This window comes from Streptomyces griseorubiginosus (genome assembly GCF_001514195.1).
Lineage (GTDB): Bacteria > Actinomycetota > Actinomycetes > Streptomycetales > Streptomycetaceae > Streptomyces > Streptomyces griseorubiginosus.
This window is the reverse complement of sequence record NZ_KQ948742.1, coordinates 112,899-137,891: the sequence shown is the minus strand read 5'-3', so window position 1 is coordinate 137,891 and position 24,993 is coordinate 112,899. Positions and strand designations below refer to the sequence as shown.

General features: G+C 71.2%; 22 protein-coding genes and 1 tRNA gene. 8 read left to right on the top strand and 15 right to left on the bottom strand.

The features are described 5' to 3' along the window. Positions 1-2 precede the first annotated feature (2 nt). On the top strand, positions 3-3,527 hold the full coding sequence (cydD, locus tag AQJ54_RS32495; protein ID WP_062243342.1) for a thiol reductant ABC exporter subunit CydD: 3,525 nt from the start codon (positions 3-5) through the stop codon (positions 3,525-3,527). A 102-nt stretch (positions 3,528-3,629) separates the two neighbouring features. Continuing rightward, positions 3,630-4,697 carry a M23 family metallopeptidase gene (locus AQJ54_RS32490; protein ID WP_062243339.1) on the top strand — a complete coding sequence of 356 codons (1,068 nt, stop codon included), beginning with the start codon at positions 3,630-3,632 and terminating at the stop codon, positions 4,695-4,697. Positions 4,698-4,736: 39 nt separating this feature from the next. Here the strand turns inward: AQJ54_RS32490 and AQJ54_RS32485 are convergent, their stop codons facing one another. The 8 genes from AQJ54_RS32485 to AQJ54_RS32450 all read right to left on the bottom strand — a co-directional run bounded on the left by AQJ54_RS32485 (position 4,737) and on the right by AQJ54_RS32450 (position 12,397). Next, positions 4,737-5,621, bottom strand: a complete 885-nt coding sequence (locus AQJ54_RS32485; RefSeq protein ID WP_211278607.1) for a Cof-type HAD-IIB family hydrolase — start codon at positions 5,619-5,621, stop codon at positions 4,737-4,739. 83 nt (positions 5,622-5,704) lie between these two features. Next, positions 5,705-6,607, bottom strand: a complete 903-nt coding sequence (locus tag AQJ54_RS32480) for an LLM class flavin-dependent oxidoreductase (protein ID WP_062025590.1) — start codon at positions 6,605-6,607, stop codon at positions 5,705-5,707. Positions 6,608-6,659: 52 nt separating this feature from the next. Next, positions 6,660-7,103, bottom strand: a complete 444-nt coding sequence (locus AQJ54_RS32475; protein ID WP_062025588.1) for a hypothetical protein — start codon at positions 7,101-7,103, stop codon at positions 6,660-6,662. A 99-nt stretch (positions 7,104-7,202) separates the two neighbouring features. Beyond that, positions 7,203-7,751 carry an RNA 2'-phosphotransferase gene (locus AQJ54_RS32470; protein ID WP_062025586.1) on the bottom strand — a complete coding sequence of 183 codons (549 nt, stop codon included), beginning with the start codon at positions 7,749-7,751 and terminating at the stop codon, positions 7,203-7,205. 122 nt (positions 7,752-7,873) lie between these two features. Then, positions 7,874-8,812 carry a MerR family transcriptional regulator gene (locus AQJ54_RS32465; RefSeq protein ID WP_062025584.1) on the bottom strand — a complete coding sequence of 313 codons (939 nt, stop codon included), beginning with the start codon at positions 8,810-8,812 and terminating at the stop codon, positions 7,874-7,876. A 122-nt stretch (positions 8,813-8,934) separates the two neighbouring features. Further along, positions 8,935-9,804, bottom strand: coding sequence for a metal-dependent hydrolase (locus tag AQJ54_RS32460; RefSeq protein ID WP_062243334.1), 870 nt, complete (start codon positions 9,802-9,804; stop codon positions 8,935-8,937). Continuing rightward, positions 9,801-11,558, bottom strand: coding sequence for an SDR family oxidoreductase (locus tag AQJ54_RS32455; RefSeq protein ID WP_062243332.1), 1,758 nt, complete (start codon positions 11,556-11,558; stop codon positions 9,801-9,803). The genes AQJ54_RS32460 and AQJ54_RS32455 overlap by 4 nt, the downstream gene beginning before the upstream one ends. After that, the gene (locus tag AQJ54_RS32450) at positions 11,555-12,397 is read right to left on the bottom strand and encodes a M24 family metallopeptidase (protein ID WP_062243329.1); all 843 of its coding nucleotides are present in this window, start codon (positions 12,395-12,397) and stop codon (positions 11,555-11,557) included. The genes AQJ54_RS32455 and AQJ54_RS32450 overlap by 4 nt, the downstream gene beginning before the upstream one ends. A 248-nt stretch (positions 12,398-12,645) precedes the next feature. On the opposite strand from AQJ54_RS32450, the gene AQJ54_RS32445 reads away from it, so the two are divergent. The 6 genes from AQJ54_RS32445 to AQJ54_RS32420 all read left to right on the top strand — a co-directional run bounded on the left by AQJ54_RS32445 (position 12,646) and on the right by AQJ54_RS32420 (position 16,836). Continuing rightward, the gene (locus tag AQJ54_RS32445; RefSeq protein WP_062025576.1) at positions 12,646-13,623 is read left to right on the top strand and encodes an ABC transporter ATP-binding protein; all 978 of its coding nucleotides are present in this window, start codon (positions 12,646-12,648) and stop codon (positions 13,621-13,623) included. Further along, positions 13,613-14,521, top strand: coding sequence for an ABC transporter permease subunit (locus tag AQJ54_RS32440; RefSeq protein WP_062243328.1), 909 nt, complete (start codon positions 13,613-13,615; stop codon positions 14,519-14,521). The genes AQJ54_RS32445 and AQJ54_RS32440 overlap by 11 nt, the downstream gene beginning before the upstream one ends. Then, entirely contained in the window at positions 14,518-15,429 is a 912-nt protein-coding gene (locus AQJ54_RS32435) for an ABC transporter ATP-binding protein (RefSeq protein ID WP_062025573.1), read from the top strand. Before AQJ54_RS32440 ends, AQJ54_RS32435 begins: the two co-directional genes overlap by 4 nt. Positions 15,430-15,439: 10 nt before the next feature. After that, positions 15,440-16,159 carry an ABC transporter permease subunit gene (locus AQJ54_RS32430; RefSeq protein ID WP_020134090.1) on the top strand — a complete coding sequence of 240 codons (720 nt, stop codon included), beginning with the start codon at positions 15,440-15,442 and terminating at the stop codon, positions 16,157-16,159. A 108-nt stretch (positions 16,160-16,267) separates the two neighbouring features. Further along, positions 16,268-16,486: an SGM_3592 family protein gene (locus AQJ54_RS32425; RefSeq protein ID WP_446033466.1), complete on the top strand. Its 219-nt coding sequence runs from the start codon at positions 16,268-16,270 to the stop codon at positions 16,484-16,486. Between the two features lie 263 nt (positions 16,487-16,749). Beyond that, a tRNA-Ser gene (locus tag AQJ54_RS32420) sits at positions 16,750-16,836 on the top strand. A gap of 79 nt (positions 16,837-16,915) precedes the next feature. Here AQJ54_RS32420 and AQJ54_RS32415 read toward each other — a convergent pair. The 7 genes from AQJ54_RS32415 to AQJ54_RS32385 all read right to left on the bottom strand — a co-directional run bounded on the left by AQJ54_RS32415 (position 16,916) and on the right by AQJ54_RS32385 (position 24,952). After that, complete coding sequence (locus tag AQJ54_RS32415) at positions 16,916-17,713, bottom strand: HAD family hydrolase (RefSeq protein WP_062243324.1); 798 nt, start codon at positions 17,711-17,713, stop codon at positions 16,916-16,918. Continuing rightward, entirely contained in the window at positions 17,710-18,987 is a 1,278-nt protein-coding gene (gene serS, locus AQJ54_RS32410; RefSeq protein ID WP_062243322.1) for a serine--tRNA ligase, read from the bottom strand. Before serS ends, AQJ54_RS32415 begins: the two co-directional genes overlap by 4 nt. Before the next feature lie 531 nt (positions 18,988-19,518). After that, positions 19,519-20,451, bottom strand: coding sequence for a prephenate dehydratase (gene pheA / locus AQJ54_RS32405; protein ID WP_062243320.1), 933 nt, complete (start codon positions 20,449-20,451; stop codon positions 19,519-19,521). A gap of 68 nt (positions 20,452-20,519) precedes the next feature. After that, entirely contained in the window at positions 20,520-21,797 is a 1,278-nt protein-coding gene (gene efeB, locus AQJ54_RS32400) for an iron uptake transporter deferrochelatase/peroxidase subunit (RefSeq protein ID WP_062243317.1), read from the bottom strand. A gap of 8 nt (positions 21,798-21,805) precedes the next feature. After that, positions 21,806-23,812 carry a copper resistance CopC/CopD family protein gene (locus tag AQJ54_RS32395; protein ID WP_062243314.1) on the bottom strand — a complete coding sequence of 669 codons (2,007 nt, stop codon included), beginning with the start codon at positions 23,810-23,812 and terminating at the stop codon, positions 21,806-21,808. Positions 23,813-23,825: 13 nt separating this feature from the next. Then, a complete protein-coding gene (locus tag AQJ54_RS32390; protein WP_079070107.1) occupies positions 23,826-24,284 on the bottom strand; it encodes a copper chaperone PCu(A)C in 459 nt (152 codons plus the stop codon). An 11-nt stretch (positions 24,285-24,295) separates the two neighbouring features. Continuing rightward, positions 24,296-24,952: an SCO family protein gene (locus AQJ54_RS32385; protein WP_062243311.1), complete on the bottom strand. Its 657-nt coding sequence runs from the start codon at positions 24,950-24,952 to the stop codon at positions 24,296-24,298. Between the last annotated feature and the right edge of the window lie 41 nt (positions 24,953-24,993).

Genomic DNA, 24,993 nt, shown 5'->3' with positions numbered 1-24,993 from the left:
ACGTGAAACCAATCGATCCGCGTCTGCTGCACTACGCCCGGGCCACCCGCCTCTTCCTGGTGGCCGTGGTCGGCCTGGGCGGCCTCGGAGCCCTCCTGGTCATCGCCCAGGCGATGCTCATCGCCGAGATCGTGGTGGGTGCGTTCCAGCACGGGCTGTCGGTCCCCGGACTGCGCACTACCCTGCTGCTGTTGGCGGCCGTGGCCGCCGGCCGTGGACTCGTCTCCTGGCTCACCGAACTCGCCGCCCACCGGGCGAGCGCGGCGGTGAAGTCGGAGCTGCGAGGGCGGCTGCTGGAGCGGGCCACGGCGCTCGGCCCCGAATGGCTGAGCGGACAGCGGACCGGATCGCTGGTCGCCCTCGCCACCCGGGGAGTCGACGCCCTCGACGACTACTTCTCGCGCTATCTCCCGCAGCTGGGCCTCGCGGTGGTCGTTCCGGTGGCGGTGCTCGCGCGGATCGTGACCGAGGACTGGGTCTCGGCGGCCATCATCGTCGGGACCCTGCCCCTGATCCCCGTCTTCATGATGCTGATCGGCTGGGCCACCCAGTCCCGGATGGACCGTCAATGGCGACTGCTGTCCCGGCTGTCGGGGCACTTCCTCGACGTGGTCGCGGGTCTGCCCACGTTGAAGGTGTTCGGCCGGGCCAAGGCACAGGCCGAGTCGATCCGCCGCATCACCGGCGAGTACCGCCAGGCGACCATGCGGACTCTGCGGATCGCCTTCATCTCCTCCTTCGCCCTGGAGCTGCTGTCGACCCTCTCGGTGGCCCTGGTCGCCGTGACGATCGGCATGCGGCTCGTCCACGGCGAGATGCATCTGTACGACGGCCTCGTCATCCTCATCCTGGCCCCCGAGGCGTATCTGCCCCTGCGCCAGGTCGGTACGCAGTACCACGCGGCCGCCGAGGGACTGGCCGCGGCCGAGGAGATCTTCGAGGTCCTGGAGACACCGGCGCCGGCGACCGGGACCGCTACCGTGCCTGCGGGCGCGCTCGCCTTCGAGCGGGTCACGGTCCGCTACCCGGGGCGGTCCGGTGACGCCGTCACGGACGTGTCCTTCGAAGTCGCGCCAGGGGAGACGGTGGCCCTGGTCGGGCCGAGCGGCGCGGGCAAGTCGACGCTGCTGAACGTCCTGCTGGGGTTCGTCCGGCCCGCCGAGGGGCGGGTGCGGATCGGGGAAGCCGATCTCGTCGAGGTCGACCTGGCGGAGTGGCGGTCGCGCATCGCGTGGGTGCCGCAGCGGCCCCAGCTGTTCGCGGGGACGATCGCCGAGAACGTACGGCTGGCCCGTCCCGACGCGGACGACACGGCCGTACGACAGGCCTTGGCGGACGCGGGGGCCCGGGAGTTCGTCGACGCGCTGCCCCTGGGGGCCGACACCGTGCTCGGCGAGGACGGGGCCGGGCTCTCCGCCGGTCAGCGGCAACGACTGGCGCTGGCGCGCGCGTTCCTCGCGGACCGGCCGGTCCTGCTCCTCGACGAGCCGACGGCGGCGCTGGACGGGGCCACCGAGGCGGAGGTCGTGGCGGCGGTACGGCGGCTCGCGGCCGGACGAACGGTCCTGCTGGTGGTGCACCGGCCCGCTTTGCTGGGGGTGGCCGACCGGGTGGTGCGGCTGGCGGAGCCGACGGCCCACGACCCGGCGGAGCCGACTGGCCACGTGCCGACGGCCCCCGTGCCGACGGAGGCGACTGCCAGGACGCCCGGGGCCCGGCTGGTGGAGACCGGTGGCGTCGGCGCGGTCGCCGTCGGAGCGACGGACGTGCCCTCCGTGGCACGCAGCCCACTGGCCCGGATCCGCGCCCTGTCCGGCCCCCGGCGCGGCCGGCTCGCCCTCGCGCTGCTCCTCGGCAGCCTCGCCCTCGGCAGTGCCGTGGGGCTGATGGCCACCTCGGGGTGGCTGATCTCGCGGGCCTCGCAGCAGCCGCCCGTGCTGTACCTGATGGTGGCCGTGACGGCGACCCGGGCCTTCGGGATCGGGCGGGCCGTGTTCCGGTACGCGGAGCGGCTGGTGTCGCACGACGCCGTGCTGCGGATGCTCGCCGACACCCGGGTCGCCGTCTACCGAAGGCTGGAGCGGCTCGCGCCCGCCGGCCTCAGGACGACCCGCCGGGGCGATCTGCTCGCGCGGCTCGTGTCCGACGTGGACGCCCTTCAGGACTACTGGCTGCGCTGGCTGCTGCCCGCCGGTGCCGCGGCCCTGGTGTCGACGGCCTCCGTGGGCTTCACGGCCTGGCTGCTGCCGGAGGCCGGTGCCGTACTCGCCGTGGGTCTGCTGGCCGCCGGTGTCGGCGTCCCGGTCCTCACGGGTGCCGTGGCCCGGCGCGCCGAGCGCCGACTGGCCCCCGCCCGCGGGGAACTATCGACCCGGGTGGCCGATCTGCTCACCGGCACCGCCGAGTTGACCGTCGCCGGCGCCCTGCCCGCCCGTACCGCCGCAGCGCGTAGGGCCGACGGTGTCCTCACCCGGATCGCCTCCCGGACCGCCACCGCCACCGCCCTCGGCGACGGACTCACCGCCCTGATCTGCGGCCTGACCGTCACCGCGACCGCGCTCGTGGGCGCCCAGGCGGTCGCCACCGGTCGGCTCGGCGGGGTCGTCATGGCCGTCGTGGTGCTCACTCCACTGGCCGTCTTCGAGGCCGTTCTCGGGCTGCCGCTCGCGGTGCAGTACCGGCAGCGGGTGCGCCGGAGCGCGGAACGCGTCTACGAGGTGCTGGACGCGCCCGACCCGGTGCGGGAACCGGAGCAGGGACGGCAGGCCCCCGCCTCGCCGTTCCCCCTGGTGGTCAAGGGACTCACCGCCCGGCACGAGGGCCAGGACCGGGAGGCGCTCACCGGACTCGACCTGACCCTGACCGAGGGCCGGAGGATCGCCGTGGTCGGCGCGTCCGGCTCCGGCAAGACGACGCTCGCGCAGGTGCTGCTGCGCTTCCTGGACGCGGAGGCCGGCACCTACACCCTGGCCGGTGTGGACGCCAACGGACTGCTGGGCGACGACGTACGGCGGCTGGTGGGGCTGTGCGCGCAGGACGCGCACCTCTTCGACAGTTCGGTACGCGAGAACCTGCTCCTCGCGAAGAAGGACGCGACGGAGGACGAACTGCGGAACGCGCTGGGCAGGGCCCGGCTGCTCGACTGGGCGGAGAGCCTGCCCGACGGCCTCGACACCCTGGTCGGTGAGCACGGGGCCCGGTTGTCCGGCGGTCAGCGCCAGCGGCTCGCGCTGGCCCGGGCGCTGCTCGCCGACTTCCCCGTCCTCGTCCTGGACGAGCCGGCCGAACATCTGGACCTGCCCACCGCGGACGCCCTCACCGCCGACCTGCTGGCCGCCACGCAGGGGCGTACGACGCTGCTCATCACCCACCGGCTGGCGGGACTGGAGTCGGTGGACGCGGTGGTCGTGCTCGACGAGGGGCAGGTCGTGCAGCGGGGTTCCTACGCGGAGTTGGCCGCGGTGGAGGGCCCGCTGCGGGAGATGGCCGAGCGGGAGGCGGAGTCGGAGCTGCTGGTCGGGGCGTAGGACACGCGTGCGGTGCCGCGGTGACCCGTCCGCAGCAGCGTGTCCCCCAGCCGTACGACTTGAACAGGACCGCGTCCCGGAGGCCGGGACAGGATCGCTGACATGCGATCACCTCGCCTTTGCGCACTGCTCGTTCCCGTGCTGCTGTGCGCGCTCGTGGCCGTGCCCACGGTCCGGCCCACGCAGACCACGGACGACGGCGCGGGGCGCCGCGAGGACGGTGACTCGGAGCTCAGCGCGCAGGTGGTGCGGCTCTACGAGGACGCGGCTCTGGCGACACAGCGGTACGAGGCGGGGCGCCAGAAGGCGGAGATGCAGCGGGCGCGGGTGCGGCGGTTCGAGGACCTCCTGGCCCGGGAGCGGCGGGAGATCGCCGTCCTGCACGAGGATCTCGGCCGTATCGCCCGGTCCCAGTACCGCGACGGCGGTGGTCTGCCGCTCACCGCGCAGATCATCCTGGCGGACGACTTCAATGACCTGATGCGCGGTCAGCACGTGTTCTCCCGGACGACGGTGGCCGTCAACAACGCGGTCGACAAGAGCCGTCGGGCCGAGGCCCGGCTCGCGGCCGACGAGGCGAAGGCCATGGCGGTCCGGCGGAAGCTGGAGCGGCGGAGCGCCGAACTCGCCGTGCTGAAGCACGACATCGAGCAGACGCTGGACGAGGCCCGTTGGCAGCTCCAGGGTCGGGCCGACGCGTCCGTCGCGGCCGGCGCCTGCCGGGGTGCCGTCCGCCTGGACCAACCGCCGCAGTCCCCCGCGGCCGCGTGGGTCACGCCGGTGGCCGTGTACGAGCTGTCCGCGGGGTTCGGCAGCGGCGGGTCACGCTGGGCGAACGCGCACACCGGCCAGGACTTCGCGGTGCCGATCGGGACGCCGGTGCGAGCGGTGGGCGCCGGCCGGGTGGTGAAGGTGTCCTGTGGAGGTCCCTTCGGCATCGAGATCGTGGTCGAACACCCCGGCGGCTACTACACGCAGTACGCCCATCTCGCCGCCGTCACCGTCGATCAGGGGGAGGCCGTCGTCCCGGGGCAGTGGATCGGCCAGTCGGGCACGTCCGGCAACTCGACCGGCCCTCACCTGCACTTCGAGGTGCGCGTCACACCGGAGACGGGCTCCGCGGTGGACCCGGTGCCGTGGCTGGCGGCACGCGGGGTACCCCTCGGCTGACCCCGCGGGCAGTGCCGGCTTCCAGAGGAACGACCGCGGCTACTTCCGCTCCAGCAGCCGCTCGATCACGACCGCCACGCCGTCGTCGTTGTTGGCGACGGTCCGGCCCGAGGCCGCGGCGATCACGTCCGGGTGCGCGTTGCCCATCGCGTACGACTGCCCCGCCCAGGTCAGCATCTCCAGGTCGTTGGGCATGTCCCCGAAGGCGACGACCTCCTCGTGCGAGATACCGCGTTCGGCACAGCACAGGGCGAGGGTGCTGGCCTTGGAGACGTCGGGGCCGCTGATCTCCAGCAGGGCGCTGGGGCTGGAGCGGGTGACGTTGGCGCGGTCGCCGATGGCGAGACGGGAGAGGGTGAGGAAGGCGTCCGGGTCCATGGTGGGGTGGTACGCGAGGATCTTCAGCACCGGCTCCTCCGCGCCGGGACCGTCGTCGGCCAGCAGGTCTTCGGCCGGGGCGAGGTGGTCCGGGATCTCCATGTGCAGCTTGGGATAGTCCGGCTCCTGGTGGAAGCCGTACGTCTGCTCGACCGCGTAGACCGTCCCGGGCGCCGCCTCGCGCAGCAGGCGTACGGCGTCCAGGGCGTTCTCCCGGGTCAGCTCCCGCACCTTCACGAACCGGTGGGCGCCGGGGCCGCCGTGCAGGTCGACCACCGCGGCGCCGTTTCCGCAGATGGCGAGGCCGTGACCGTGTACGTGATCGCTGACGACGTCCATCCAGCGGGCCGGGCGGCCGGTGACGAAGAAGACCTCGATGCCGGCCTTCTCGGCGGCGGCGAGGGCCGCGACGGTGCGCGGGGACACCGACTTGTCGTCGCGCAGCAGAGTGCCGTCGAGGTCGGTGGCGATCAGGCGCGGCGGTATGCCGGCGGCCGGGGTCTCGGGCTGTCGGGTCGCTGAGGTCACCCGCTCATTCTCCCGCATATGCGTGCACGACCGTGCGGTCGCCCGCACAGGTGAGACATGGGTGACTCGTAGGCGGCCCCATCCGGCCCGATGCCGCCCTCTCAGCCCAGCTGTGCCGGTGCCTCCATGGCGATCTGCTCGAAGACCTTCTCGTCGGCCGCGAAGTCCGAGTCGGGGATCGGCCAGTGGATCACCAGCTCCGTGAAACCCAGCTCCCGGTGGCGGCCGGCGAAGTCGACGAAGGCGTCGAGGGACTCCAGGGGACGGCCGCGGTCCGGGGTGAAGCCGGTGAGCAGGATCTTGTCCAGCTCCTTCGTGTCCCGGCCCACCGCCGCGCAGGCGTCGCCGAGCCGGTCGATCTGGCCGCGGAGGGCTTGGCGGGACTGCTCGGGGGTGCCGTTCTCGTACAGCTTCGGGTCGCCGGTGGTCACCCAGGCCTGTCCGTGGCGCGCGGCCAGCTTCAGGCCGCGCGGTCCGGTGGCGGCCACCGCGAAGGGCAGCCGGGGCCGCTGGACGCAGCCGGGGATGTTGCGGGCCTCGTGCGCCGAGTAGTAGTCGCCCTCGTAGGACACCGAGTCCTCGCGGAGCAGCCGGTCGAGAAGCGGTACGAACTCGGCGAGCCGGTCGGCACGCTCGCGCGGGGTCCACGGGTCCTGACCGAGCGCGGTGGCGTCGAAGCCGGTGCCGCCCGCGCCGATTCCCAGGGTGACCCGGCCGCCGGAGATGTCGTCGAGGGTGATCAGTTCCTTGGCGAGGGTGACGGGGTGCCGGAAGTTCGGCGAGGTCACCAGGGTGCCCAGCCGCAGCCGGTCGGTGACGCCCGCGGCACCGGTCAACGTGGGCACGGCACCGAACCAGGGGCCGTCACGGAAGGTGCGCCACGAGAGGTGGTCATAGGTGTATCCGGTGTGGAAACCGAGCTGCTCCGCGCGTTGCCATGCCTCGCGGCCTCCCTCGTTCCAGCGGCGGTACGGGAGGATCACGGTGCTCAGACGCAGACTCATAGGACTGAGCGTATGCGTCCGGCAGTGTTTCACGTGAAACAGTGACTCAGGGTCACTGTCTGCGGCCGCTGAGCCAGGGGCTGAGCCCCACCGGGATGAACTCCTTGTGCACGCGGTCGCCCGGGAGCGGCACCATCAGGAAGTGGCTCGGGGGAAAGCGACGCACCTTCACCCAGGCGTGGCCTTCATAGAGGGCGCGAAGGAAGGCGGGGACGTCGTTGCGGGCGACATCGGGGCACTCGACCCCGTCGACGGTGATCAGGGCGTCGTCGTCCGGGAACAGGCGCACCTCCACGTGGGGCCGGCCGCCGAGTTCGACGTAGGCCTCGTGGGGCAGGGTGCCGTCCGGGTCGGTGGTGACGCCGACGCCCGCGGCGCTGCGGCGGGAGGTCTGGTCGGCGCCGATGTCGTGGGTGACCTCGATCGCGAGCCGGTACTCGGCGGCGAGGTGGTGCAGCGCGGTGACGGCGGCCTCGGTGGTCGGCAAGTGGTCCATACCACTGATCATGCCCGCGCCTGACCCGGAAAGGGAGGTCGGTGCCACCCGGGTCGGTGTGACTCGGGGAGGAAACTCAGTGCGACGCGGAGAAGGAGCTCAGTGCGACGAGGGGAACCGCAGATAGCCCGGTGGCACGGCGCGCGTCAGCCAGACCCCGTTGGCGCTGACGTGGAAGACGTGGCCGTCGCGGTGCATGGCCGCCGCGTCCACGGAGAGCACGACGGGGCGGCCGCGGCGGGCCCCGACCCGGGTCGCGGTCTCACGGTCGGGCGACAGATGGACGTCGTGCCGGTTCATGGGGCGCAAGCCCTCGGCGCGGATCGCGTCCAGGCTGCGGGCCACGGTGCCGTGGAAGAGGTACGGCGGCGGGGTCGCCGGGGTGAGGCCCAGATCGACGTCCACGCTGTGGCCCTGGCTGGCGCGGATGCGGGAGCCCTCGATGGCGAAACGCTGCTTGTCGTTCGCGGCGACTACATGGTCCAGCTCTTCGCGGGTGATGCGGAAGTTGTGCGCGGCCGTCGCGGCGAGGAGCGCGTCGATCTCGACCCAGCCGGCCTCGTCGAGGGTGAGCCCGATCCGTTCGGGCTGGTGCCGCAGGTGTTTCGAGAGGTACTTGGACACCTTCACGGTGCGTCTTTCATCCATGGCACCAGGGTGCTGGGAGAGACGTGAATCACGCGAATGATTTTGGCCCGCATGTTTGATCCACAACCAACTGTAGTTATCCACAGGTTACTTGGGGTTTCTGTGGACAACTCCCTGTCATGTCAGACCCCTTCGTCAAGATCGACTGGGGGCTCCCCATTTGACGTGAGCGCATCCAACGCCCTTGCCCGCACCTCCCGTTCAGCCGCCAACACGAAGAACTCCGCCGCCCTCTCCGCCCCAACCAGCTTTTCCACCGCCCGCATCGTCTCCTCGGGCACGGCCACAGAACGTGACGTCGGACGCCCTTCGGCATCCTCCTGCGACCCCAGGTGCTGCCGCAGCTGCTGTACCGCCAACAGCCTCATCGCGCGCGCGAGTTCCGCGTCCACCGTCTGCTGTGCCAGGGGCCGCAGCCGTCGTACCAGCGCGGCCGCCTCGGCCGCCTCCGCGTCGGTCGGACGGTCGGGACCGCGCAGGTAGCGGGCGAAGACGTGCTCGGTGGTGAACTCCAGGAAACGGGCAGCGATGTGCTCGACCTGTCCCCTCAACTCCCGCAGGTGGCCCGAGATCGCGGAGAGCGGCACCCCGGCGGCATGCAACTCGGCTGCCACGGCGAGCTCTTGGGGGCTCGGTACGAGGAAGGAGTCGTCGTCGCCGGGCACCGGTCGCAGGACGCCGAGCTCCACCGCCTCGGCGACCGCGGCCTCGTCGGGGACGCCGCCGAAGCGTGCGTCCAGTTCGGCGCGGGAGATCCGGCCGGTCTCCTCGTCGGTCCAGGGGCCGTCGACCTCGGCGACCAGACCGAGTACTCCGCCGAGGCCCCGGCCGGAGTCGTAGGCCTCCAGGAGCTCCTTGATGGCGGCCAGGCTGTAGCCGCGGTCGAGGAGGTCGGCGATCTGGTGGAGCCGGGCGAGGTGGGCGTCGGTGTAGATGTTGGCGCGGCCGCGGCGCTCGGGGCGGGGGAGCAGGCCGCGGTCCTGGTAGGCGCGGATGGTGCGGACGGTGGTGCCGCTGAGATGGGCGAGGTCCTCGATGCGGTGCGCGGCGGCGTCGCTCACATGCCCTCCAGGGGCGTTCGCGCGGCTCTCTCGGCCTCCCGGCCGGCCCCCTGGGTCGCTCACGCGGTCCCTTGGGTCGTTCACGAGGCCCCGTGGGTCGTTCACGCGGCCACCTGGCTCGCTCACGCGACCCCCTCGGTCGCCCGGGACCGCTTCAAATACTCCACCGCCCGGCTCAACGACCCTTCGTGGGAGGGATGGTAGGACCGCCGCAGGTAACGCGGTATCGCCGCGCCGAGGTCCCGCCAGGCCGGCAGCAGGCCTTTTCTCACGGCCCGGTCGTGCTCCTTGAGGGAGTAGCGCGCCCGCCCGGCCAGTTGGGGGTCGTGCCGCATCAGGTAGGCCGTGCCCCACACCCACAGGTACAGCATCGCCGGGGCGGTTACCGCCATGCCGGCGACCCGGCGGGCGTAGCGGGCGGTGCCGGTGCCGCCGCAGTGCTGGTACATGTCGAAGGCGACAGCGCGGTGTTCGACCTCCTCGGCGCCGTGCCAGCGCAGCAGGTCGAGCATGACCGCGTCGGCACCGGCCCGGTCGAGGCCTTCGGCGGCCAGGACCCAGTCGCCGAGCACGACCGTGAACTGTTCGATGGCGGCGACGACGGAGAGCCGGAAGCGCAGCCATTCCCGCGCGGGGACGGGCGCGCCGAGGGGTGGGCGTTCGCCGAGGAGCCGCTCGAAGAGGAAGTCGACGTGCCGGGTGAAGTCGGCGGTGTCGAGCCGCTGCGCGGCGAGGTGGTCCAGTACGTGCGTGTGCTGGACGCTGTGGGTGGCCTCCTGGCCCATGAACCCCTTCACGTCGGCGCGGAGTTCAGGGTCCCTGACCAGCGGCAGGCCTTCCTTGAAGACCTTCACGAACCAGCGCTCTCCCGCGGGCAGCAGCAGGTGGAGGACGTTGATGACGTGGGTGGCGGTGGGTTCGCCGGGGATCCAGTGCAGGGGTGTGCGGGACCAGTCGAAGGCCACCCGGCGCGGCGCGATGCGGTGGCTCACAGCGGCGGCTCCAGTCTGGCCAGCGCGCGGAGGGCCTTCGGTGCCCAGCGCGCCAGGATGTGGGCGGCGCGGGCTTCGGGGGTGACCGGTACGACGGCCTGGTTGCGCACGACCGCGCGCAGGATCGCGTCGGCGACCTTCTCCGGCGGGTAGTTGCGTAGTCCGTAGAGGCGGGTCGCGCGCTTCCGGCGGCGTTTCTCCTCGTCGGCGTCGACGCCCGCGAACCGCGCGGTGGAGGTGATGCCGGTGTTGACGATGCCGGGGCAGACGGCGCTCACGCCGATGCCCCGGCCGGCGAGTTCGGCGCGCAGGCTCTCGCTGAGCATGAGGACGGCCGCCTTGGAGGTGCCGTAGGCGGGCAGCGCGCGGGAGGGCTGGAAGGCGGCCGCGGAGGCGGTGTTGACGATGTGGCCGCCCTGTCCGCGCTCGGCCATCTGCCGGCCGAAGAGCCGGCAGCCGTGGATGACGCCCCACAGGTTGACGTCGAGGACCTTCCTCCAGTCCTCGGTGGTGGTGTCGAGGAAGGGGCCGCCGAGGCCGATCCCGGCGTTGTTGACCAGGACGTCGACCACGCCGTACTCGGCGGCGACCTTGTCGGCGAGTTTCTCCATGGCCTGTTCGTCGGAGACGTCGACGGTCTCGGCCCAGGCCTCGGGGGCGCCGAGGAGACGGGACAGTTCGGCGGTGCGGGCGGCGGTCTCGGCGTCCCGGTCGACGGCGATCACGCGCGCGCCGGCCTCGGCGAAGGCGAACGCGGTGGCCCGTCCGATGCCGCTGCCCGCGCCGGTGACGAGGACGAGCCGGCCGCCGAACCGCTCGGCGTACTTCCCGGTCGCCCGCACGGGGGTGCGGCCCGCTTCGGCGGAGGTGACGAACTCCGTGATCCACGAGGTGAGCTGGTCGGGGCGGGAGCGGGGGATCCAGTGCTTGGCGGGCAGGGTGCGCCGGGTCAGCTCGGGCACCCACTGCTCCAGGCCGTCGTAGAGCCGCTCGGAGAGGAAGGCGTCGCCGAGGGGGGTGATGAGCTGCACGGGCGCGTGTGCGTGGGCGTCGGTGCGCGGGCGGCGCAGCCGGGAGCGGACGTTGTCGCGGTACAGCCAGGCGCCGTGGGCCGCGTCGGTGGGCAGCGAGGCGGTGGGGTAGCCGGCGGAGGGGACCTTCTCGGCGCGTTGCAGGATGCGGGGCCAGGCTTTGCCGAGGGGGCCGCGCCAGGCCAGTTCGGGCAGGGCGGGGGTGTGCAGGGCGTACACGTACCAGGACTTGGCGCCCTGGCCGAGGAGCTGGCCGATGCGGCGTGGGGTGGGACGCCGCAGGCGCCCCGCGATCCAGTGCCCGAAGTGATCGAGGGAGGGGCCGGACATCGAGGTGAAGGAGGCGATCCGCCCCTCGGTGCGCTGGACGGTGACGAACTCCCAGGCCTGCACCGAGCCCCAGTCGTGGCCGACCAGGTGCACGGGCCGGCCCGGGCTGACGGCGTCCGCGACGGCCAGGAAGTCGTCGGTCAGCTTCTCCAGGGTGAACCCGCCGCGCAGCGGCTTCGGGGCCGTGGAGCGGCCGTGGCCGCGGACGTCGTAGAGGACGACGTGGAACCGGTCGGCGAGGCGGGGGGCGACCTCGGACCAGACTTCCTTGCTGTCCGGGTAGCCGTGCACCAGGACGACGGTCGGCCGGTGCGGGTCCCCCAGTTCGGCCACGCACAGGTCGACTCCGCCGGTGCGTACCCGGCGTTCACGCGCACCTTCGAGCAAGGTCACTCCTCCTCCGCCCAGCGCCGCACGTGCGGCAGGTCGTCGTCCAGCCAGAAGGCGCTCTGCTCGGGGTCCTCGGAGTCGGTGACGACCAGGATCTCCTCGAACTTCGCGCCCGTGCCCCGGAATCCGAGGTGGGGTTCGACCGCCCACAGACCCGGCTGCGGCGGGTGGTCGGAGAAGCGGTACGGCGACCACAGGGGCGACCAGCCCTCGCGGTGGCCGCGCAGGGCGTCGGCCGCGAGGCCCTTGAGGGACTGGGTGCCGAACCCGAACAGCTGCGGGGACCAGCGCCGCTCCTTGACCTGGTCGACCTTGTGGGCGATCACGCCGAAGGGGTAGGCGCGGTGCCGGTTGGCGTAGCCCTGGCGGACCATGAGGCGGTCCACGTCCTCGTAGATCTCGCGCAGCGGCCGCCGCTCGCGGACCTCGCGCAGGATCAGCGCGCGGTGGGCCCGGAGGTCGGCCGCCAGCCGTTCCTGGACGGGGTTGGCGCCGAGCGCGCCGGAGTAGCCGATGTCGGCGGTGAACCCCTCGTACACCGGGGCCATGTCGAGGATGAACGGCATCCCCGGCTCGAGCCGGCGGTCGGTGGGGAAGAACTGGAGCGGGACGCGGAAGCCGGTGAACGCCGTGCGGTCCCCGAACCAGGCGAAGGGCAGGTGGAACCAGTCCCGGACGCCCCGCTCGCGCAGCCAGACGCGCTGCATGCGGGCGGCCTGCCGCTCGGTGACGCCGGGCTCCAGGCGGGCCGCGACCGCCTCCGCGCACTCGTACGCGAGCCGCTGGACCTTCCTGAACCCCTGGAGCCGTACGGAGAGTCCGCCGTGCACTGCCGTCGCCATGCCACCCCCGTCCTGTCGACCGCGCTACGTGTCCGTAACGTGACACTGGCGAATGTGACAGTCGTTGGAGGCTGCGTCAATAGGCCCTGTTGGGGCTGTGGAAAACCTTGCCGATGTGGAAAACGCGGTCCGCGTTGTTCGACCTCAGGGGGACCCCTAGGTGCCCGTACGCCTGGAGTCTGATGCCGATGCAGCTCTGCGGGGTGACGACCGGAGTGGTCCGCGTCACTAATGTCGATGACGTGACTGTGATCGCGACCGAAAGCCTGAGCAAGCGGTTCCCCCGGGTGACCGCGCTTGACCGGCTCTCCTTGGACGTCGGACCCGGTGTGACCGGACTCGTCGGAGCCAACGGAGCCGGCAAGTCCACCATGATCAAGATCCTGCTGGGTCTGTCCCCCGCCTCCGAGGGCCGTGCCGAAGTGCTCGGGCTCGACGTCGCGACCAAGGGTGCCGCCATCCGCGAGCGGGTCGGCTACATGCCGGAGCACGACTGCCTGCCGCCGGACGTCTCGGCGACCGAGTTCGTCGTGCACATGGCCCGGATGTCCGGTCTGCCGCCCACCGCCGCGCGCGAGCGCACCGCGGACACCCTGCGCCATGTCGGCCTGTACGAGGAGCGCTACCGCCCCATCGGCGGCTACTCCACCGGCATGAAGCAGCGGGTGAAGCTCGCCCAGGCCCTGGTCCACGACCCGCAGCTGGTCTTCCTGGACGAGCCGACCAACGGCCTCGACCCGGTCGGCCGCGACGACATGCTGGGTCTGATCCGCCGCATCTACACCGACTTCGGCATCTCGGTCCTGGTCACCTCGCACCTGCTGGGCGAGCTGGAGCGCACCTGCGACCACGTGGTCGTCATCGACGGCGGCAAGCTGCTGCGCTCCAGCTCCACCACCGACTTCACCCAGACCACGACGACCCTCGCGGTCGAGGTCACCGACACCGACGAGCACCCGGACGGGACCCGCGCGGTGCGCGAGGCGCTGCACGCGCGCGGGGTGGAGGTCCTCGACTCCACCGGCGGCCTGCCGGGCGCCGGCCACATCCTGCTGCTGACCGCGCAGGGCGAGGAGACCTACGACGTGGTCCGGGACGTCGTCGCCGACCTCGGGCTCGGCCTGGTGCGCATGGAGCAGCGCAGGCACCACATCTCGGAGGTCTTCACCAGCGCGGACGCGAGCGACGAACAGCAGCGGAAGGAGGCCGTCGGCCATGGCGGTTGAGCACCCGGTCGCCGCGCCCTCGGGCGACCAGACCCGTATCCACAACATCGGCTACCGCAGCTACGACGGCCCGCGACTGGGCCGCTCCTACGCCACCCGCTCGCTCTACTCGCAGTCCCTGCGCGGCGCCTACGGCCTCGGCCGTTCGGTGAAGTCCAAGGTGCTGCCGATGCTGCTGTTCGTCGTGATGTGCGTGCCAGCGGCCATCATGGTGGCCGTCGCGGTCGCCACCAAGGCCAAGGACCTGCCGGTCGACTACACCCGCTACGCGATCATCATGCAGGCCGTCATCAGCCTGTACGTCGCCTCGCAGGCCCCCCAGTCGGTCTCGCGCGACCTGCGCTTCAAGACGGTGCCGCTGTACTTCTCGCGGCCCATCGAGACCGCCGACTACGTCCGCGCGAAGTACGCGGCCCTGGCCTCCGCGATGTTCATCCTGACCGCGGCCCCGCTGATCGTGCTCTATGTCGGCGCTCTGCTGGCCAAACTCGACTTCGCCGACCAGACCAAGGGCTTCGGGCAGGGACTGGTCTCCGTGGCCCTGCTCTCGCTGCTCTTCGCCGGCATCGGCCTGGTCATCGCGTCGGTCACCCCGCGCCGCGGCTTCGGCATCGCGGCCGTGATCGCCGTCATGACCATCTCCTACGGCGCGGTCTCCACCCTCCAGGCCATCGCCGACGCCCAGGGCAGCACGTCGGCCATCCCGTGGATCGGCCTGTTCTCGCCCGTCACGCTCATCGACGGACTCCAGTCGGCGTTCCTCGGCGCGAGCTCGGCGTTCCCCGGCGCGGTGGGCCCGGGCAACGGCGAAGGGGTCGTCTACGTCCTGGCCGTCCTCGGACTGATCGCCGCCTGCTACGGCCTCCTGCTGCGCCGCTACAAGAAGGTGGGACTGTGACCACGCTCCAGATCGACCATGTCTCCCGCTGGTTCGGCAACGTGGTCGCCGTCAACGACATCACCATGACGATCGGCCCCGGCGTCACCGGCCTGCTCGGCCCCAACGGTGCCGGGAAGTCCACCCTCATCAACATGATGGGCGGCTTCCTGGCCCCCTCCACCGGCACCGTCACCCTCGACGGACAGCAGGTGTGGCGCAACGAGGAGATCTACCGGCACATCGGGGTCGTCCCCGAGCGCGAGGCGATGTACGACTTCCTCACCGGCCGTGAATTCGTCGTCGCCAACGCCGAGTTGCACGGACTCGGTGCCAAGGCGGCCCAGAAGGCGCTGGCCACGGTCGAGATGGAGTACGCGCAGGACCGCAAGATCTCCACCTACTCCAAGGGCATGCGCCAGCGCGTGAAGATGGCGTCCGCGCTGGTCCACGACCCGTCGCTGCTCCTGCTCGACGAGCCGTTCAACGGCATGGACCCGCGCCAGCGCATGCAGCTCATGGACCTGCTCCGGCGCATGGGCGACGAGGGCCGCACCGTCCTGTTCTCCTCCCACATCCTCGAGGAGGTCGAGCAGCTCGCCTGGCACATCGAGGTCGTCGTGGCCGGACGGCACGCGGCCAGCGGTGACTTCCGCCGGATCCGCCGTCTGATGACGGACCGCCCGCACCGCTACCTCGTGCGTTCCAGCGACGACCGCGCCCTGGCGGCCGCGCTGATCGCGGACCCGTCGACGTCCGGCATCGAGGTCGACCTGGCCGAGGGCGCGCTGCACGTCCAGGCCGTCGACTTCGGCCGTTTCACCGCGCTGCTGCCCCGGGTCGCCCGCGACCACGGCATCCGGCTGCTCACGGTCTCGCCGTCCGACGAGTCCCTCGAGTCCGTCTTCTCGTATCTCGTCGCGGCGTAGGAGGCCGAAGATGTACGACCCCACAGTCGCCCGACTCACCTACCGGGCCCTGCTCGGCCGCCGCCGGGCCCTCATCCTGGGCGCCCTGCCCCTGCTGCTGATCGTGATCTCCGTGATCGTGCGCGCCCTGGTCGGCGCCGACGACCAGACCGCCTCGGACCTGCTGGGCGGTCTCGCGCTGGCCACCATGGTGCCGATCATCGGCGTCATCGCGGGCACCGGCGCGATCGGCCCGGAGATCGACGACGGCTCGGTGGTGTATCTGCTGTCCAAGCCCATCAAGCGGCCGACGATCATCTTCACCAAGCTGATCGTGGCGATCGCGGTCACGATGGTGTTCTCGGCGCTGCCCACTTTCATCGCCGGCCTCATCCTCAACGGCAACGGCCAGCAGATCGCCGTCGCCTACACGGTGGCCGCGCTGGTCTCCTCGATCGCCTACGCGGCGCTCTTCCTGCTCCTGGGCACGGTGTCCCGGCACGCGGTGGTCTTCGGGCTCGTCTACGCGCTGGTCTGGGAGGCCCTGTTCGGCTCCCTGGTCGCCGGGGCGCGCACCCTGAGCGTTCAGCAGTGGTCGCTGGCCGTCGCCCACAAGGTCGCCGGCGGGGACCTGGTCACCTCGGACGTCGGACTGCCGACGGCCACGGTGCTGCTGGTCGTGGTGACCGTCCTGGCCACCTGGTACGCGGGGCAGAAGCTGCGTTCGCTGACGCTGGCGGGCGAGGAGTAGCGGCAACGTCCCCGTCGTCGGGGCTCGGCGTCCCTGATACGGGGCTTATTGACAGGGACTTCACCTTTGTCCGGGCACACTGGGCAAAGGTGGACGTCCAGCTGCGAGGTGAAGGGAACGGGCACGGGCATGGCAGACGACTGGGACGACCTCGTGCTGGACGAGGACTTCATACGCTCCGCCGACACCTCCGAGCCGTCCGCCCGGGCCCGTATGCTCGCCGCGCGCTGGCGCCGGGAGTCGCCCGAGCCGCAGCCCTGGCGTTCCGACGAGCCGCCCGCGGGATGGTTCTTCAGCAAGCGCCGCAAGCGGTGGGGACGCCGGTAGGCCGAACGCCGGGAAGCCAGTAGGTCGAACACTTGGCCGTTTAATCAGTGGCGCCCAACTCGGTGTGCGGGCACGATGGTTGTGTCACCACGATCGGGGAGAGGAGCCGGGCGATGTCCATGCACGACAGTACGTCCAGCTCCCGTCGGGGCGGCCCGCGGAGGACTCCGGTGTAGTTACGCCACCGTCGAGTCCACCGCAGGACCCGCCCGGGGCGGCCGCTTCGAGCACGCGATGTCGCTCTCGCGTGAGGCCGCCCACCCGGAGGATTGGCCGAGTGGTAAGGCACTGGCTTGCTAAGCCAAGGTCGGGTGTCACAGCCCGCGCACGTTCGATCCGTGCATCCTCCGCGAACAGCGAACAGCGAACAGCGAACAGCGAACAGCACCGACAGCCACAGCAGTTCGAGCTACCGCGGCTGAACCGGTGTCAGCCCAGCATCCGCTCCAGCACCACCGCGATCCCGTCCTCCTCGTTGGAGGACGTCACCTCGTCGGCGACCGCCTTCAGCTCCTCGTGGGCGTCCGCCATCGCCACCCCGTAGGACGCCCAGGCGAACATCGGGATGTCGTTGGGCATGTCGCCGAAGGCGATCGTGTCCGCGGCCTTCAGGCCCAGGCGACGGGCCGCAAGCGACAGACCGGTCGCCTTCGACAGACCCAGCGGGAGCAGCTCCACGATGCCCTGGCCGGCCATCGCGACCGAGACGAAGCCCCCCGCGGCCCGCACGGCGGCTTCGGCCAGTTCGTCGTCCGTGAGCTCCGGATGCTGGATGTAGATCTTGCCCAACGGCTCCGCCCACAGGTCGGACACGTCCGTGAACGGCATCGCCGGCAGTGCGCCCGTCAGCGCGTACCCCGGCCCGACCAGCACGTCCCCGTCGACACCGCTGCGGCTCGCGGCCAGGAACAGCGGGCCGACCTCCGCCTCGATCTTCGCGAGGGCCACCGCGGCCAGCTGCCGGTCCAGCGTCACCGAGGTCAGCAGACGGTGCTCACCGGCGTCGTAGACCTGGGAGCCCTGTCCGCACACCGCGAGGCCCCGGTAGCCGAGGTCGTCGAGGATGTGCCGCGTCCACCGGACACCGCGTCCGGTGACGACGATGTGGGCGGCGCCCGCCGCGGTGGCCGCGGCGAGGGCGTCGCGGGTGCGCTGCGAGACCGACTCGCCGGAACCCAGCAGGGTCCCGTCGAGATCGGTCGCGATCAGCCGGTACGGAAAGCTCACTTGGCGACCGGTTCCAGCAGCTCCCGCCCGCCGAGGTACGGACGCAGCACCTCCGGCACCCGCACGGAGCCGTCGGCCAGCTGGTGGTTCTCCAGGATGGCCACGATGGTGCGCGGGACGGCGCACAGCGTGCCGTTGAGCGTCGCGAGCGGCTGGACCTTCTTGCCGTCGCGCATGCGCACGGCCAGGCGGCGGGCCTGGAAGCCTTCGCAGTTGGAGGCCGAGGTCAGCTCGCGGTACTTGCCCTGGGTCGGGATCCACGCCTCGCAGTCGAACTTGCGGGAGGCGGACGCGCCGAGGTCGCCCGAGGCCACGTCGATCACCTGGAAGGGCAGCTCAAGACCGGTCAGCCACTGCTTCTCCCACTCCAGGAGCCGCTTGTGCTCGTTCTCCGCGTCCTCGGGGGCGACGTAGGAGAACATCTCGACCTTGTCGAACTGGTGCACGCGGAAGATGCCGCGGGTGTCCTTGCCGTAGGTGCCGGCCTCGCGGCGGAAGCACGGCGAGAAGCCGGCGTAGCGCAGCGGCAGCTTGTCGGCGTCCAGGATCTCGTCCATGTGGTACGCGGCGAGCGGGACCTCGGAGGTGCCGACCAGGTAGTAGTCGTCCTTCTCCAGGTGGTACACGTTCTCCGCGGCCTGGCCGAGGAAGCCGGTGCCCTCCATGGCGCGCGGGCGGACCAGCGCGGGGGTCAGCATCGGCGTGAAGCCGGCCTCGGTGGCCTGGGCGATCGCCGCGTTGACGAGCGCCAGCTCGAGGAGGGCGCCGACACCGGTCAGGTAGTAGAAGCGCGAGCCGGAGACCTTGGCGCCGCGCTCGACGTCGATGGCGCCCAGTGCCTCGCCGAGCTCCAGGTGGTCCTTGGGCTCGAAGCCCTCGGCGCCGAAGTCGCGGATGGTGCCGTGCGTCTCCAGGACGACGAAGTCCTCCTCGCCGCCGACCGGGACGTCGGGGTGGACGAGGTTGCCGAGCTGGAGCAGGAGGCGCTTGGTCTCCTCGTCGGCCTCGTTCTGGGCGGCCTCGGCGTCCTTCACCTCGGCCTTCAGCTGCTCCGCCCGCTTCAGGAGCTCTGCGCGCTCGTCCGGAGTGGCCTTGGGGACGAGCTTGCCGAGGCTCTTCTGCTCGGAGCGCAGCTCGTCGAAGCGGACGCCGGACGACCTGCGCCGCTCGTCGGCGGACAGGAGGGAGTCGACGAGGGCGACGTCCTCTCCACGGGCGCGCTGCGACGCGCGCACTCGGTCGGGGTCCTCACGGAGCAGGCGAAGGTCAATCACGCGGCCAAGGCTACCGGTGCGGGGATACGGCCCACGACTCACTATTCCCGGCCGCACCAAATAGGGGCTTACGTTGCGTTATGGGTGAATTGCGGAACGTGTCAAGGAAAGAGGGCCCCGATCCCCGGGACGAGGCACGCGTGAGGCGCCGGGTTGACTCGACTCCCTTGTGCGGAGCGGGAATTGGCGCACGGTTGTCCACAGGGATCCACACCCCTCGGAAAGTTATCCACAGGGTGTGCGGAGGATCTGTGGATTTCGGAATTGATCACTCCGAAACCTGGGGAACATGACGAGGATTCCCGGCGCAAACTCCTCTTTACCCCTACTTTCGAGTGGAAACCGGTCACCCCAAAGGGTTACCCATGGGAAAAGAATGGACGAAGGGTGATGTGCGCGCGGGTGGACATTGCCAGGGTCTGTAGGCCGATTTGTCGACAGGGTCATGCTTTGGTGTCGACTTGTCCCCAGGTCGAGACTCCAGCCTGTGGACAACTTCTGTGGATAACTAAAATCTGCAGGTAAGACAGGTCAGAATCGCCCGTCCTGGCAGCGCGCCACCCAGTCCGAGGCCGCCATGAACTCCTCGTCCGAGGTGCCGGGCAGGGGTGCCAGCAGGTCTTCGCGTTCCTTGTCCGCACGCGGGTACGAACCGAGGAAGCGCACCTCGCGGCAGATCCGCTTCAGTCCCATCAGCGCCTCCGCCACCCGGCGGTCGGTGATGTGGCCCTCCGCGTCGATGCAGAAGCAGTAGTTGCCGATACCGGCGCCCGTGGGCCGGGACTGCAACAGCATCAGGTTGATGCCGCGGGTGGCGAACTCACCCAGCAGGTCACGCAGCCCGCCGGGGTGGTCGTCGCGCTGCCACAGCACCACGGACGTCTTGTCGGCACCGCTCGGAGCGGCGGGCCGGGCCGGACGGCCGACCAGCACGAACCGCGTCTGCGCGTTCTCGGCGTCGTGGATCCCGGTCTCCAGCGCCCGGAGGCCGTACCGGGCCGCCGCGAACTCACCGGCGAAGGCCGCGTCGTACTGGCCCTCCTGGACCAGCCGGGCCGCGTCCGCGTTCGAGGCGGCCGACTCCCAGTGGACGTCCGGGAGGTTGTTCTTCAGCCAGTTGCGCACCTGCGGCTGGGCGGCCGGGTGCGCGGAGACCGTCTTGATGTCCGAAAGCTGCGTGCCCGGCCTCACCAGCAGCGCGAAGGTGATCGACAGGAGCACCTCGCGGTAGATCATCAGCGGGGCACCCGCGACCAGTTCGTCGAGGGTGGTGGTGATGCCGCCCTCGACGGAGTTCTCGATCGGCACGAACGCGGCCTCGGCCTCCCCCGCGCGCACCGCGTCCAGCGCGGACTGCACCGACACGTACGGGATCAGCTCCCGGGTGGCCGCCTCGGGAAGCGTCCGCAGCGCGACTTCCGTGAAGGTGCCCTCAGGGCCGAGATAGGCGTAGCTCGCTGGCATGACCTCACCCTAATGGCCCTTGCGGAACCGGGCCCGCCCGTCTCACGACCGGGTGAACCCGCGTGACCTCACCCTTCCAGAAGCCGTTGCCCCACGTACTCTCCCTGGGCCGCGCCGCCCGGCACCGCGAACAGTCCGCTCGACTCGTGCCGGATGAACTGGGAGAGCGCGTCACCCCGGTCGAGCTTGCGCTGGACCGGGACGAAGCCACGCAGCGGGTCGGCCTGCCAGCAGACGAACAGGAGCCCGGCGTCCGGCACCCCGTCCGCGTCGATGCCGTCGTGGAAGGAGAACGGACGGCGGAGCATGGCCGCGCCCCCGTTCTGGTCGGGCCGGGTGATGCGGGCGTGTGCGTTGATCGGCACCACCAGATCGCCCTTGGCGTCCGTCTTCTCCAGGTCCATCGCGGTCGTCTCACTGCCACCGGACAGTGCGGCCCCGTTCGCCTTCCGGCGCCCGATGACGGCCTCCTGGGCCCCGAGCGACAGCTTCTCCCAGTCGTCGAGCAGCATCCGGATCCGTCGTACGACCGCGTAGGAGCCGTTCGCCATCCACGAGGGCGTGGCGGAGGACGGGACGAAGATCCGCTTGTCGAAGTCGGGCTCGCTCGGCTTGGGGTTGCGGGTGCCGTCCAGCTGGCCCATGAGGTTGCGGGCCGTCATGGGGTGGGCCGTGGCGCCCGGGGTGCGGTTGAAGCCGTTCATCTGCCAGCGGACCCTGGCCGCGCTGCCCGCGTCCTTCTGGATCGCGCGCAGGGCGTGGAAGGCGACAAGGGCGTCGTTCGCGCCGATCTGCACCCACAGGTCGCCGTCGCTGCGGGACTTGTCGAGCCGGTCGGAGGAGAAGTCGGGCAGCGGGTCGAGGGCGACCGGGCGCTGCTTCTCCAGCCCGGTCCGGGAGAAGAAGCTGTGCCCGAAGCCGAAGGTCACCGTCAGGGAGGACGGGCCGGCGTCGCGGGCCACGTCCGTGTCGTCGGATCCGGACGGCTCCCCGGCCATGAGTCGGCGAGCCGTCTCCGACCAGCGGCGCAGCAGTGCCGCGGCCTCCTTGCGGCCCGCGCCCGGCGTGAGGTCGAAGGCGACGAGGTGGCCGCGCGCCTGGAGGCCGTCGGTGATGCCGGGCTGATGTTTCACGTGGAACATCACCTCGGTGCTGCCCACGGAGGTCAGCGGGGTCGCCGCGGCGGGAGCGGCCGCGTAGCCCGCGGCACCGCCGGCCGCGCCGAGCACCAGCCCGGTGGCGCCGGCGGTGCCGAGCAGTGCACGCCGTGAGACGCCCGGTCGTGAAGAGGTTTTCTCTTCCGCCGAGGCGTCCTGGTCGGCGACGGGGAGGGACTGTTCTGCCATGGTGCGGGTCAGCCGATCTGCGCGTTCTTGGAGACGGTCGTCTGGTCGATGTCCGAGGTCCGCACGGTGACGGCGATCTTCCAGTCGCCGGCCATGGGGATCTGGACGTTGCTCGCCGACCAGTGGCCGGTGGTGATGTGGTCGGGGGTGATGGCCAGCGGCCCGATCTTCTTGGCCTCCAGGGTGAGGGCGACCTTCACCTCGGGGATGTCGAAGGCACGGCCGTTGGGCCGCTGGACGTAGACGTGCATCTCGTTGCCGCCCACGCGTGCGGGGTCGACGTCGACCGTCACGACACCCTTGCCGTCCGTGCCGCCGGTGTCGAAGGACATGTCCAGGGTCACCGCACCGGATCCGGCCTGAGCCGAGGACGAGGAGGAGGACGACGAGGCGGCCGCCTTGGCCGCCTTGGCCTCCTCTTCGGTGCGGCCGGGCTCGGTCTGCGTCAGCACGGTCGTGACGGCCAGCAGCACGACCGCGACGCCCGCCTCGGCGAGCACGGACCGGCGCAGTCCGAACCGGTGCGGATCGGCGTCCCGCGTCCGCTTCTGCCGGGCGGTGTCCATCGCGGCCTGCTGCCGGGCGAGCTGAGCGGCCCGCTTGGAGCCGTCGCCCTTCGCGCCCCCGGCCTTCTTCGCCCCACCGGCCTGCTTCCCGCCACCGTCCTTCTTCGCGGTGCCGGAGTCCTCCGCGCCTCCCGCCTCCTTGGCGGACTTCGCGGCCTTGGCGGAGCCGGAGGCGTTCGCGGCCACCCGCTCCTTCTGGGGGGCCCGCTTGCCCTGCCGTACGACGGTGTCGGCCAGCTGGGCCGTCCACCGCCGTGAGATGTACGCGATGCCGACCAGCACCGCCACCAGCCCGATCTTGACCAGCAGCAGCTGCCCGTACCGGGTCCCGGTGAACGCCGACCAGGAGCCGAGCTGCCGCCAGGACTGGTAGACACCCGTCGCCACCAGGGCGACGACGCTGCCGAAGGCGACCTGGGAGAACCGGCGCACGGCGGCCGACTCGATCGGCGTCTGCGAGCGGTAGAGCGCGACGAGCAGTGCGCTCAGTCCGCCGAGCCAGGTGGCGACGGCGAGCAGGTGGACGACGTCGACGGGCATCGCGATGCCCGGCTGGAGGCCGACCGAGGCGTGTTCGGCCATCGCCCAGCTCGCCGCGAGTCCGGCCGCGACGACGGTTCCGCCGATCGCGAGTCCGAAGGTGAGGTCCCGCTTCTCCTCGGCCTCGCGCTTGTCGTAGGCGCCGAAGAGCACGGAGATGAACAGGGCCGCCGCCGCGAGCAGCAGCAGCCGGGAGACGAGGGCCGCGCCCGCCTTGGTCTGGAGGACGTTCCCGAGCAGGTCGAGGTCGAAGATGTCCGCGACCTTCCCGGAGCCCGTGTAGGAGCCGCGCAGCAGGAGCAGCAGCAGGGTGGCCGAGGTGAGGGTGAGCCAGCCGCCGACGACGAACCGCTGCATGGGCCGTACCCCGGCGCCGCGCTGCCAGCAGGCCAGTACGAAGGCGCCGCCGCCGACCAGCACGATGAAGCCGGCGTACGACAGATACCGGCCGAAGCCGTACAGCCAGCCCACGACCCCGCCGCCCGCGGTCTCCCCGGAGACCGAGACGGAGGTGACGGAGGGGGCGCCGACGGAGAAGGTGAAGGCGCCGGAGACGGGGTGGCTGTCGGCGGAGACGACTTGGTAGGTGACGGTGTAGGTGCCGTCGGGCAGGCCGCTGTGCACCTTCACGCCGTAGGTCGTGCCGCCGACCTCGAACGGCTTGCCCTGCTGGACCGCCTTGCCCTTGGGGTCGAGGACCCGCAGCGAGTCGTTCGACAGGGCGACCTGCTCGGAGAAGGTCAGGGAGACCTGGTCGGGTGCCTTGTCGACCACCACCCCCTGCTGGGGGTCGCTGCCGGTGAGTGCGGCGTGCGCGGAGGCGGGTCCGGCCGTGGTCAGCAGCAGGCCGGCCGTGGCCAGGAGCAGCAGCACCAGGGTCCGGACGCGGGGGGCGATGGTCTGCGTCAAGGTGGTCCCTCCCTCAGTGTCCGGTCTTGGGGACGTAGGTCGCCGACTTCACCGGCATCTTCACGACGACGGGGTCGGACTGGGCGAAGTGGAGTTCGACAGTGATCGTCTGGCCCTGTTCGGGCTTGCGCTTCAGCTTGTCGAACATCAGATGGTTGGCGCCGCTTTTGAACACGAGTTGACCGTGGGCCGGGACGGGGAGGCGGGAGACCTCCTCCATCGTGCCGCCGTTGGTCTCGTGCATGGTGATGTCGCCGTCGTCACTGGTGACCGAGGTCAGCTCGTCCTGGGACGAGCCGGGGTTGGAGATGGTCAGGAACCCGGCGGCCATGTCCGCGGAGACGGGCTGCGGGATGTAGGCGCCGGAGACGGTGAGGTTCTTCGCCGAGGCGTCGGAGCCCGAGCAGCCGACGAGGACGACCGCTCCGACCAGGGCGAGGGCCCCGGCGCCGGCGAGGGCGGTGGCCGACATCGCCGTACGCCTCACGGGTTCTGCCCCTTGATGATCTTGGGCAGGTCCTTGGTGTAGTCGTCGACGGTGGCGTCCTCGCCGTAGAGGACGTATCCCGCGTTCGTCTTCGGGGAGAAGGCGACGACCTGGGTGCCGTGCACCGAGACGGTCTTGCCGGTCTTCTTGTCCTTGTGGGTCGGCTCGATGGAGATGCCGAGGGTGCGGGCGCCCGCCTGGATGGTGGCGAAGTCGCCGGTGAGGCCGACGAACTGGGGGTCGATGCCCTTGAGCCACTTGCCGAGCTCGGAGGGGGTGTCGCGGGCCGGGTCCGTGGTGACGAAGACGACGGACAGCTTGTCCTGCTCGGACTTGGGCAGCTGCTTCTTCGCCACGGCGATGTTGTTCATCGTCAGCGGGCAGATGTCGGGGCAGTGGGTGTAGCCGAAGTAGATCAGGGTGGGCCGGCCCTTGGTCGCGGCCCGCAGGTCGTACTTCTGGCCCTTGGTGTCGGTGAGGACCAGGTCCGGCTTCTCGAACGGCTGGTCGAGGACGGTGGCGGCCTTGTTCGCGCCGGATTCCTCGGAGACCACGGAGACCGGGGAGGAGCTGTCGTCGCCGCTGCCGCAGGCGGAGAGGGTCAGGGTGGCGGCGGCGATCAGCCCGGCCGCGGCGAACATCTTCTTGCGCATGTCGAAAGGTCCCAGATTCAAGGTTTCGGGTCCGTGCCGGG